Source organism: Streptomyces sp. WAC 06738, from assembly GCF_003945505.1.
Lineage (GTDB): Bacteria > Actinomycetota > Actinomycetes > Streptomycetales > Streptomycetaceae > Streptomyces.
Window position 1 is genome coordinate 7,339,883 of sequence record NZ_CP029618.1, and the last position, 11,202, is coordinate 7,351,084.

At 74.7% G+C, this 11,202-nt stretch carries 9 protein-coding genes; 7 read left to right on the forward strand and 2 right to left on the reverse strand.

What is annotated here, in order from left to right; genetic code table 11:
• The 6 genes from DMB38_RS31935 (at nt 1) to DMB38_RS31960 (ending at nt 8,041) form a co-directional block, all read left to right on the forward strand.
• Nucleotides 1-1,629, forward strand: a complete 1,629-nt coding sequence (locus DMB38_RS31935) for an FAD-dependent monooxygenase (protein WP_125938075.1) — start codon at nt 1-3, stop codon at nt 1,627-1,629.
• Between the two features lie 19 nt (nt 1,630-1,648).
• Entirely contained in the window at nt 1,649-3,199 is a 1,551-nt protein-coding gene (locus DMB38_RS31940) for an FAD-dependent monooxygenase (protein WP_125938076.1), read from the forward strand.
• Nucleotides 3,196-4,053 carry an alpha/beta fold hydrolase gene (locus tag DMB38_RS31945; RefSeq protein ID WP_240662575.1) on the forward strand — a complete coding sequence of 286 codons (858 nt, stop codon included), beginning with the start codon at nt 3,196-3,198 and terminating at the stop codon, nt 4,051-4,053. The genes DMB38_RS31940 and DMB38_RS31945 overlap by 4 nt, the downstream gene beginning before the upstream one ends.
• Nucleotides 4,054-4,425: 372 nt before the next feature.
• Nucleotides 4,426-6,603, forward strand: coding sequence for an MMPL family transporter (locus tag DMB38_RS31950; protein WP_125938078.1), 2,178 nt, complete (start codon nt 4,426-4,428; stop codon nt 6,601-6,603).
• 75 nt (nt 6,604-6,678) lie between these two features.
• A complete protein-coding gene (locus DMB38_RS31955) occupies nt 6,679-7,452 on the forward strand; it encodes an NAD(P)H-binding protein (protein WP_125938079.1) in 774 nt (257 codons plus the stop codon).
• Nucleotides 7,453-7,582: 130 nt separating this feature from the next.
• Complete coding sequence (locus tag DMB38_RS31960; RefSeq protein ID WP_101420551.1) at nt 7,583-8,041, forward strand: carboxymuconolactone decarboxylase family protein; 459 nt, start codon at nt 7,583-7,585, stop codon at nt 8,039-8,041.
• Nucleotides 8,042-8,161: 120 nt separating this feature from the next.
• Here the strand turns inward: DMB38_RS31960 and DMB38_RS31965 are convergent, their stop codons facing one another.
• Together DMB38_RS31965 and DMB38_RS31970 are read right to left on the reverse strand one after the other, a co-directional pair.
• On the reverse strand, nt 8,162-8,938 hold the full coding sequence (locus DMB38_RS31965; protein WP_164716152.1) for a gamma-glutamyl-gamma-aminobutyrate hydrolase family protein: 777 nt from the start codon (nt 8,936-8,938) through the stop codon (nt 8,162-8,164).
• Between the two features lie 8 nt (nt 8,939-8,946).
• A complete protein-coding gene (locus DMB38_RS31970) occupies nt 8,947-9,411 on the reverse strand; it encodes a VOC family protein (protein ID WP_125938081.1) in 465 nt (154 codons plus the stop codon).
• Nucleotides 9,412-9,586: 175 nt separating this feature from the next.
• Between DMB38_RS31970 and DMB38_RS31975 the strand changes: the two genes are divergently transcribed.
• Nucleotides 9,587-11,104: an FAD-dependent monooxygenase gene (locus DMB38_RS31975; protein ID WP_125938082.1), complete on the forward strand. Its 1,518-nt coding sequence runs from the start codon at nt 9,587-9,589 to the stop codon at nt 11,102-11,104.
• The last annotated feature ends 98 nt before the right edge of the window (nt 11,105-11,202 follow it).

The following is an 11,202-nucleotide window of genomic DNA, read 5'->3' on the forward strand; positions in this document are numbered from 1 at the left end:
ATGAGCGCGCAGGACGGCGTCCCGGGCGCACCGGCCGGGGGTTCCTCACGGACCACCCGGCTCGACGCCCAGGTGATCATCGTGGGGGCGGGGCCCGTGGGGCTGATGCTGGCGGGCGAACTCAGCCTGCGCGGCGTCCGCGTGGTGGTCGTCGAGCAGCGGCACGGGCCGACGACGGAGTCGCGGGCCTCCACCCTGCACGCGAGGACCATGGAGATCTTCGACTCCCGCGGGCTCCTCCCCGATGTCGGCAGGCCGCCGAACGCGACCCGCGGCCACTTCGGCGGTATCCCCCTCGACCTGACGCTGCCCGGCGCGTACCCGGGACAGTGGAAGGTGCCGCAGGCCAAGACGGAGTCGGTGCTGGAGGAGTGGGCGCTGTCGCTGGGCGCCGACATCCACTGCGGCACCCGGCTGCGGGTGCTGGGCGTCACGCAGGAGGGCGACTCCGTCGAGGCCGAGGCCGTCGGCAGGGACGGCGAGGTGGTGCGGCTGCGCGCCGCGTACCTCGTCGCCTGCGACGGCCAGGACTCGACGGTACGCAGGCTGACCTCGGCCCCGTTCCCGGGCCACGGCGCCGCCCGCGAGCTGCTCCGCGCCGACGTGGCGGGCATCGACGTGCCGGACCGCAGGTTCGAGCGGCTGCCCCGCGGGCTCGCGATCGCCGCCCGCCGCGAGGACGGCGTGACCCGCGTGATGGTGCACGAGTTCGGCGCGCCCGTACGCGCCTCGGGGGAGCCGGACTTCGCCGGATTCTGCGCCACCTGGCAGCGGGTGACGGGCGAGGACATCAGCGGCGGCACCCCGCTGTGGGTCAACAGCTTCCACGACGCCAACCGCCAGCTCGCCTCGTACCGGCAGGGCCGCATCCTCTACGCGGGGGACGCCGCCCACCAGCAACTGCCCATCGGCGGCCAGGCGCTGAACCTCGGCGTGCAGGACGCCTTCAACCTGGGCTGGAAGCTGGCGGCCACGGTCCTCGGCCGGGCCCCGGAGGGGCTGCTCGACTCGTACCACACCGAACGGCACGCGGTCGGCCGCGCGGTGCTCGGCAACATCCGCGCGCAGGCGCTGCTCCTGCTGGGCGGGCACGACAACGACCCGCTGCGCACCGTGCTCACCGAACTCATCGGCCACGAGGCGGTACGCACCACCCTCGCCGGCGCCGTCAGCGGACTCGGCATCCGCTACGACGTCGGCGGCCCCCCGCACCCCCTGCTCGGCGCGCGGCTGCCGCACGCCCGGCTCCCGGTGGCCGGCGCCCCGCGGACGACGGCGGAGCTGCTGCGCTCCGGCCGCGGCCTGCTGCTCGGTCTCGGCGGCGCGCCGCCGGCCGGCGCGGACGGCTGGGCGGACCGCGTCGACGTGGTCACCGCGGAACCGGAGCCCCGGCAGGCGGACGGCACGGCCGGGCCACTCGACGGCACCGGCGCCCTGCTCGTACGCCCCGACGGCTACGTGGCCTGGGCCGGCGACCGGCGCGGCGACGGGCTGGCGGAGGCGCTCCGGCGGTGGTTCGGCGCACCCGGCGAACCGCACGGCCGGGCCACCGCGGCCACCGCGCCCGGCGCGGCCCGGCGGACGGAACGCACCCACACCCCGGCCCCCGTGCACCACGGGCCGGCCTGACGGACACGAGAGGGACGACGTGGATACAGATGTGATCGTCGTCGGCGCCGGCCCGACCGGGCTGATGCTGGCGGGAGAGCTGCGGCTCGGCGGGGCCCGCGTGGTGGTGCTGGAGCGCCTCGCGCGGCCGACGGGACAGTCGCGCGGACTCGGCTTCACCGCGCGCGCGATGGAGACGTTCGACCAGCGCGGGCTGCTGCCCCGCTTCGGGCAGGGCGAGACGCTGGAGATCAGCCCGATGGGGCACTTCGGCGGCGTGCAGTTCGACTACACGGTGCTCCCGGACGGCCACTTCGGCGCCCGCGGCATCCCGCAGAACCAGACCGAGGCGGTGCTGGAGGAGTGGGCCGCGGAGCTGGGCGCGGACATCCGCCGCGGCGCCGAACTGGTGGAGATCGCCGACGGGTTCCTCGACGGCGACCACGTGGAGGTGGCCGTCGCCACGGCCGGCGGCGTGGAGCGGCTGCGGGCCGCGTACCTCGTCGGCTGCGACGGCGGCCAGAGCCGCACCCGCAGGCTCGCCGGCTTCGACTTCCCCGGACTGCCCGCGACCCGCACGATGTTCCTGGCCGACGTGCTCGGCTGCAACCTCAAGCCCCGCTTCCTCGGCGAGCGGCTGCCCAACGGCATGGTGATGGCGGCACCGCTCCGCGAGGGCGTGGACCGCATCATCGTCTGCCCGCACGGCGCGCCCGCCCGCGACCGCGACGACGACGTGACCTTCGCCGAGGTGGCGCGCGCCTGGCAGCACATCACCGGCGAGGACATCAGCGGCGGCAGCGCCGACTGGGTCAGCTCGTTCAGCGACGCCACCCGGCAGGTCCGCGAGTACCGCAGGGGCCGGGTGCTGCTCGCGGGCGACGCCGCCCACATCCACCTGCCGGCCGGCGGTCAGGGCCTGAGCACCGGCGTGCAGGACGCGGCGAACCTCGGCTGGAAGCTGGCCGCGGAGATCCGCGGCACCGCCCCCGCCGGGCTGCTCGACAGCTACCACACGGAGCGGCACGCGGTCGGACGGCGGCTGCTGATGAACACCCGTGCGCAGGGCATCGTGTTCCTCGGCGGGGAGCAGTCGGACCCGCTGCGGGAGCTCTTCACCGAGCTGATCGGCGGTTACGACGACGTCAAGCGGCATCTGGCGGGCATCGTGAGCCACCTCGACATCCGCTACGACCTCACGGCGGCGGACGGTGCGGACGGCACCGAAGGCGCCGGCAGCCCCGACTCCGCCGCCCCGGTGCATCCGCTGCTCGGCCGCCGGATCGGCAAGCGCCCGCTCACCGGCGCCGGCGGCGACACCGACACCGTACGGCTGCTGCGCGGCGGCCGCGGCGTGCTGCTGGACCTCGCCGACGACGCCGCCCTCAGGAGCGCCGCGGCGCCGTGGGCAGACCGGGTCGACGTGGTGACCGCGGTGGCCAAGCCGCCCGAGGACGGCGACGACCTGCTCGCCGGCGCCGACGCCGTGCTCGTACGCCCCGACGGCTACGTGGCATGGGTCGTCGGGGACACGGAGAAGGACCCCGCGCCCGCCCTCGGCCGCTGGTTCGGCGCCGGCCGGAGCGCGTGACCGCCGACCCGCGGCCCGTCGTCTTGGAGGCGGCCGGTACCCGGCTGTCGGCTCTGCTCAGCGAGCCGGCCGGGGACCGGCCGCCCCTGGCGACGGTCGTCGCCCTGCACGGCGGCGGCATGACGGCCTCGTACTTCGACGCCCGCGCCCGCCCCGGCCTGTCGCTGCTGGAACTGGGCGCCACGCTCGGCTTCGCCGTGCTGGCCGTGGACCGCCCCGGCTACGGCCGCTCGGCGGCCCAACTGCCGGAGGGCGTCAGCCTCTCGCGGCAGACCCGGCTGCTGCGGGCCGGGCTCGCCGACTTCGCGGAGCGGCACCCGACCGGCGCCGGGACGTTCCTGCTGGCGCACTCGTACGGCGGGAAGCTGGCCCTGTCGCTGGCCGCCGCGGCGGGCGCAGGGGACCGGCTGCTCGGCCTGGACGTCTCCGGCTGCGGCCACCGGTACGCGGCCCCGCCCGGCACCACCCCGGCGGCGGGCCCGTCCCGGCGCGACACCCTGCGGCACTGGGGGCCGCTGCGGCTCTACCCGCCGGGCACGTTCCGCGCGGGCCGCGGCATGACGACGCCCATGCCGGGACGGGAGGCGGCGGGACTGCCGCGCTGGCCGCGGCTCTTCGCCCGGCTGGCGCCCCGGGTCCGGGTGCCGGTGCGGCTCACCTTCGCCGAGCACGAACGCTGGTGGCGGCACGGGGAGCCGGATCTCGCCGACCTGGCGGGCCGGTTCACCGCGAGCCCGCGCGTCCAGGTGGACCGGCAGCCCGGCGCAGGACACAACATCAGCCTCGGCTGGACGGCCCGCGCCTACCACCTGCGGGCGCTGGCGTTCCTCACCGAGTGCCTGGGCCCCGCCTGACGGATCCCGCCCGCGCCCCGGAGCACCGCCCGGGTGCGCGCGGGGCGCGGCCGCTTCCTCTCGAACTGCCGCGCTGGCAACTCGCGCTCCGCCATCTGCCTCCCTCGTCCGGCGCCGCCCGCGGGGCGCGCGCCGCACCTGTCACATCTCCACGGTGCGGTGCGTCATAGCAGTGACGATCCGAAGAGCAGGCGTGGCGGGAGCGGGGGCACACCGACCCCCCTGCCACGACCGCGGCGGACGGCGAGCCCGGGCCCGGCTCAGCCGTCCGCGGTCGACCCCCTTGCACCCGAGTGGCGACGACGCGTCCGCCATTCCTTCCCACCCCGGCCGAGCCGTGGCATCGGCTCTCGACACCCGAGCGAGCGTTATATGGCAACCCACCAAGCGGCACCCGGCGAACGTGCCGGCCTGACCACCCGTTCCCGCATCACGGACCGGTACGCGGGGCTGGTCTCCGGCCGCCGGACGAAATGGGCCGTGCTCCTGCTCTGGCTGCTGCTCGTCGGCGTGGGCGGCTCGCTGGCGAGCAAGCTGGGCGACGTACAGGACAACGACCCGGCGACCTGGCTGCCTTCCAGCGCCCAGTCCACGCAGGCCGTGGAGCTGGCCGAGGAGCACTTCGCGGACAAGGACAGCAGTTCCGCCGTCGTGGTCTACGCCCGCGGCGACGGCCTCACCCGGGCGGACCTCGGCGAGATCGACGCCGACCGCGCCGCGCTGGCCGGCGAGTCCGGCGTGGGCGAGGTCGCGGCGCCCGCGGTCTCGGAGGACGGCAAGGCGGCCTTCCTGACGGTGCCGCTGCGCACGCACCCGAGCGACAACAAGGTGCTCACCGACGGCGTGGACGAGACCCGGGCGATCGCCGAGGACGGCGCCGCCGCGGGGCTGGACGTCCGGATCGCCGGCGAGGCCGGCAACATCGCCGACTACGACGAGATCTACGCCGGCATGGACGGGGCGCTGCTCGGTGCCGCGCTGGCCGTCGTCACGATCCTGCTGCTCCTCACCTACCGCAGCCCCGTGCTCTGGCTGATCCCGCTCACCGCCGTCTTCCTCGCCAGCCAGGTGGCCAGCGGCGTCGTCTACCTCCTCGCCGAGTACGCGGGGCTCGTGGTCAACGGGCAGAGCGCGTACATCCTGCTGATCCTCTCGGTCGGCGTCGGCACGGACTACGCGCTGCTGCTCATCGCCCGCTACCGCGAGGAGCTGTACCGGCACGAGGACCGGCACGAGGCGATGGCCGTCGCCGTACGCCGCTGTCTGCCCGCCATCGCCGCGTCCGCCGCGACCGTCGGCATCGCCACCCTCTGCCTCGTCTTCGGCAGCATGAACTCCACCCAGGGCCTCGGCCCGGTCGTGGCCATCGGCGTCGTCGTGGTCTTCCTCGCCATGACGTCGATGCTGCCCGCGCTGCTGGTGATCCTCGGCCGCTGGCCGTTCTGGCCCTACGTGCCGCGCCACGAGCCCGGCGCCGTCGCCGCGCCCGCCAAGGCCGGCGTGTGGACCCGCGTCGCGGGACTCGTCTCGCGCCGGCCCCGGGCGGTGTGGGCGGTGGCCGCCGCCGCGCTCGCCGCGCTGGCCCTGGGGACGATGACCGTGGAGACCGGCCAGACCCAGGAGGAGCAGTTCACCAAGACCGTCGACTCCGTCGAGGGCCAGGAGTTGCTGGCGGCGCACTTCCCGGCCGGCTCGTCCGCGCCCGCGGAGGTGTACGTACCGGACGGCGGGGCGGACGACGCCCTGCGGGCCGTGCAGGACGTCTCCGGCGTGCAGTCCGCCGAGGCCGCCGGATCCCGGGACGGCTGGACGCGGGTCACCGCCGTCCTCGGCGACGCCCCGGACACCCCGGCCGCCAAGGACACGGTCGAGCGGATGCGGGACGCGCTCGGCGACGCCGGCGGCGAGGCCGCGGACGCCGTCGTCGGCGGCCGCACCGCCGTGCTGCTCGACACCGCCGACGCGCAGGCCGACGAGGAGATGCTGCTCATCCCGCTGATCCTCGGGGTGGTGCTGGTCATGCTCGTGCTGCTGCTGCGGGCCCTGGTCGCGCCGCTCGTGCTGCTGGCGTCCGTCGTGCTCTCGTACGCCGCCGCGGTCGGCGCCGCCGCGCTGCTCTTCCAGGCGCTGGGATACCCGCGCATCGACCGGGGCCTGCTGCTCTTCGGCTTCCTCTTCCTCGTCGCGCTGGGCGTCGACTACACGATCTTCCTGATGACCCGGGTGCGCGAGGAGGTGCGCGCCCGCGGGCACCGCGAGGGCGTCCTCACCGGACTCACCGTCACCGGCGGGGTCATCACCTCCGCCGGCGTCGTGCTGGCCGCGACGTTCTGCGTGCTGGCGCTGGTCCCCACGGTGACGTCGCTCCAGCAGGGCCTGCTGGTCGCGGTCGGCGTCCTCCTGGACACCCTCCTGGTCCGCAGCCTCCTCGTGCCCGCGCTGGCACTCCACATCGGCCCCCGCGTCTGGTGGCCGGGACGCCTCGAAGCCGCGGCGGAGCGGCCGGCCGGCGACCCGGTGAGCCCCGCCAGGGCCGACGTCGGCGTGTGACCACAGACCCCCTCCGGGCGCGGGAACCGATTCCCCCGTCCGTCACCCCACCACCCACGGATGTGAGGACAACAGATGTCAGAGCCGATTCTGGTCACCGGCGGCACGGGCACACTCGGCCGCCAGGTGGTCTGGCGACTCCGGGACGCCGGGCGTGACGTGCGCGTCCTCAGCCGCCGCGCCCAGGAGGGCGCGGCGAAGGTCCCCGGCGTCGAGTACGTCCAGGGCGACCTGCTGAAGGACCAGGGCATCGCCGGGGCGCTCGACGGCGTACGCATCGTCATGCACTGCGCCAGCGACAAGAAGGGCGACGAGAAGGCGACCGCCAACCTGGTGCGTGCCGCCGGGGCCCTCCCGGAGGCGCCGCACCTGCTGTACGTCTCCATCGTCGGCGTCGACGACGTGACGTTCGGCTACTTCAAGTCCAAGCGGGACTCCGAGCGCGTGATCACGGACTCCGGGCTGCCGTGGACGATCATGCGCGCCACGCAGTTCTACGACCTGATCCTCAAGGGCGCCAAGTCCGGCGCCCGGTTCCCCGTGGTGCCGGTGCCCGCCGGCTTCCTGGTGCAGCCCATCGACCCGGACGAGGTCGCGGCCCGGCTGGTCGAGCTGGCCCTCGGGAAGCCGGCCGGGCGGGTCCCCGACATGGCCGGGCCCGAGGTGACCAGCGCCGCCGACCTGATCAAGCGCTACCTGCACGCCAGCAGCCGGCGCAAGAAGGTGCTCCAGCTCTGGATGCCGGGGCTCGGCAAGATCAAGGCCGGCAAGCTCCTGGTGCAGGACGGCGAGGGCCAGGACGGGCGCAGGACCTGGGAGGAATTCCTCGCCGCCAAGGCGGGCGCGTAGCCGCAGGTACGGGCCGCGGCCGGGCATCGGGCATTCCTGTCACATGTCCCGGCCGCCGGACGTCATAGCTGTGGGCACGGGACGTCCCGGCCGGCAGCAATCCATGCATCTTCGGAGGAGGAGAATTCCGATGGAATCCCGTATCAAGAATCCCGCAGTGATTCTTCCTGACGCCATGCAGCCCATTCAGGACGCTTTCAAGGCGGCATTCGGCGGCAGCGTGCCGAAGGCCACCCTCGATCTCGTCCATCTGCGGGCGAGCCAGATCAACGGCTGCAGCACCTGCGTGGATTCGGGTTCCCGCAACGCGCGCAAGAGCGGCGAGACCGACGAGCGTCTCGCCGCCGTCGCCGCCTGGCGGGAGGCGCCCTACTTCACCGACGCGGAGCGCGCCGCGCTGGCGCTGACCGAGGCGGCCACCCGGCTCGCCGACCGCAGCGACCCGGTGCCGGACGAGCTGTGGGACGAGGTCGCGGAGCACTACGACGAGAAGGGCCTCGCCGCCCTCGTCCTGATGATCGGTGTGACCAACCTGTTCAACCGGCTGAACGTCGCCACCCGCCAGGTGGCAGGCGCGTGGGGCGCCTGACGGGAGCTTCCCCATCCGATCCCGGCCTCCGCGCGCGACCCCGTGGTGCGCGGGGGCCGGACGGCTGCCGCCGCCCGGCCCCGTGCTCCCCGGACCGCACCCGGCGGGCGCTCCGGTCCGTCAGCCCGCCGCGCCGGCCCCGCCGCCGCGGGCCCCGCGGATCCCGCGGTGGTGCCGCGCGGCCTCCGCGAGGGCGAGGAACGGGCGGTCGTCGTCGCTCTCCTCCGCGTGCCACTGCACCGTGACCCCGAAGGGGTGGTCCGGCACCTCCACGGCCTCGACGATCCCGTCCGCCACCGACCACGCGGTGGCCCGCAGGCCCTTGCCCAGCACGTCGACCACCTGGTGGTGGTGGCAGGGCACCGTGGCCGCGTCCGACGCGAAGACCTTCGCGATCCGGCTGCCGCCCTCCAGCGACACCCGCTGGTCCCCGTAGTCGCGCAGCCCGGGGGAGTGCCCGGTGTGCCCGACGAGGTCGGGAAGGTGCTGGTGGAGGGTGCCCCCGCGGAGCACGTTGAGCAGTTGCAGGGCGCGGCAGATGCCGAGGAACGGCACGTCCAGACGGAGCGCCTCGGCGATGACCGCCAGTTCCGCCTCGTCCCGTACCGGGTCGACCGACTTGGTCTCCGGGTGCCGCTCGGCGCCGTAGCGCGCCGGCTCCACGTCCGGGCCCGCGAGCAGCAGCAGCCCGTCGAGTCCCGCGACCGCGCCCGCGGCCTCCGGCAGCGGCGGCAGCAGCACGGGCGTGCCGCCGGCCCGCGCGACGCGGTCGACGAACTGCTGCGGGGTGAAGGTGGCCCGCATGTCGAAGATGGCCACCTTGATGTCCGACGTGGCCGCGGTGATGCCGATGACGGGCCGTTCTGCGCCGTCCGGACGCTCGCTCGCTGTCGTCATGGGCCGGCCTACCCGCGGCCGTTCGCGGTGGACTCGGAGAGGTTGATGCGCCACGACACCCCGAACCGGTCGTTCACCCATGCGAACTTGGCGCTGAAGCCGTACGTCCCGACCGGCATGATCACCTCGCCGCCCTCGGCGAGCGCCGCGAAGACCCGGTCGAACTCGGCCGCGGAGTCGCACTGGACGTAGACGGCCGTGGCGGGCGTGAACGCGTAGGAGTCCCAGGGCGCGTGGTCGTGCCCGCGGGCCGGCGGCCTGGGCATGTTGATGCACATGAACGCCTGGCCCGCGAGCGTGAATACGGCGTGCTGGAGCGTGCCCTCTTTCCAGCCGGGTTCGTCGGCGGTGGCGCGTATGACCCGTACCACCTCGGAATCGTCGAACAGCGACGTATAGAGTTCCACCGCCTCTTCCGCGTCCTCTTTGAATGCAAGAAAAGTAGTGAGCTTCTGCCGGGCATGTGCGGCCATGGACGGCTCCTGTTCTTGTCGGGCGCGCGTGGGACTTCCCTGCCGGGATCGCACGTTAACCCGCCGCCGCGGGCGTTCAACTGCTCAATTCGCCACTTGAACGAAGCGGTACAGGAGTCATGCTCTGGGCGGTGAAAGGCAGTGGCCTGCACAGGATCTCGGCTTGGAGGCAGTAATGACAGAAGTGGTGATCGCGGGCGCGGGGCCGGTCGGGCTCATGCTCGCGGGCGAACTGCGGCTGTGGGGCGTGGACGTCGTCGTGTACGAGCGGCTGGGCGAGCCCAGCGGCGAGTCCCGCGGGGTGGGCTTCACCCGGAGGGCGGCCGAGACCTTCGACCAGCGCGGGCTGATGGAGCGGCTGGGCGAGGTGGAGATCGGCACGCAGGGGCACTTCGGCGGCGTACGGATCGACTTCCACGCTCTCGACGACGTCCACTTCGGCACCCGCGGCGTGCCGCAGTACCGCATCGAGGCCATGCTCGACGCGTGGGTGCGCTCCCTCGGCGGGCGGATCGAGCGCGGCTACGAGGTCACCGGCTTCCGGGAGACCGCGGACGGCATCGTGGTGGCGACCGAGGGACCCGAGGGGCCCGCGGAGACCCACGCGCAGTACCTCGTCGGCTGCGACGGCGGGCGCAGCGTCGTCCGCAAGCTCGCCGGCATCGACTTCCCCGGACTGGAGGCGACCCGGGGGATGTTCGTCGCGGACATCGCGGGCTGCGACATCCGGCCGCGGCCCATCGGCGAGCGCGTCGAGGGCGGCATGGTGATGGCCATCAGCCTGGAGGACGGCGTGGACCGCATCATCATCCACCCCGACGGCCAGCCGCCGCACGACCACAGCACCGGCGAGGCGACGTTCCAGGAGGTCGCCGACTCCTGGGAGCGGCTGACCGGACAGTCCGTCCACCACGGCGACGTGCGCTGGGTGAGCGCGTTCACCAACACCACCCGGCAGGCCGCCGAGTACCGGCGCGGCCGGGTGCTGCTCTCCGGCGACTCCACCCACGTGCACGTGCCCGCGGGCGCGCAGGGGCTGAGCGTGGGCGTCCAGGACGCCGTCAACCTGGGCTGGAAGCTGGCCGGTACGGTCCTCGGCTGGGCGCCCGAGGGGCTGCTCGACACGTATCACGCGGAGCGGCACCCGGTCGGGCAGCGGCTGCTGCGCAGCACCCTGGCGCAGTCGCAGCTCTACCTCACCGGACCCGAGATGGAGCCGATCCGGCAGGTGATGCGGGAGCTGGCGGCCCTCCCCGCGGCGGCGACCGCGCTCGCCGGCATGGTCAGCGGCCTGGAGGTGACCTACGACGTGGGCGCCACCGGGCATCCGCTGCTCGGCGTCCGCCTGCGGCCCGACCTGAAGCTGGAGCTGGCCGACGGCAGCCGCACCACCGCCGTGGAACTCCTGCACCCGGGCCGGGGCGTGCTGGTCGACACCGGCCCGTCCGGACGGCACGCCGCGGCCGCCGCCGGGTGGGGGGACCGGGTGGACGTCGTCCGCGGCTCGTGGCAGCCCGGCGCCTGGGCCGAGAGCCGGCAGCTCGGCTCCGTCCTGGTCCGGCCCGACGGGTACGTCGCGTGGGCGGAACCCGACGGCGGCGACCTCGCGGAGTCGCTGCGGCGCTGGTTCGGGGCCGCGGGCACCTCCGCCGCGGAGCCGGCGCGGGCCGGCAGCGCGGGCGCGCGCGGCTGAGCACCGCCGCGCGTACGTACGCCCCGGGCCTCGTACGTCACCCCCCGGGCCCGGGGCGTCGGCGCCGAGTCCAGCGGACCACCAGCCGCGCTCCGGGA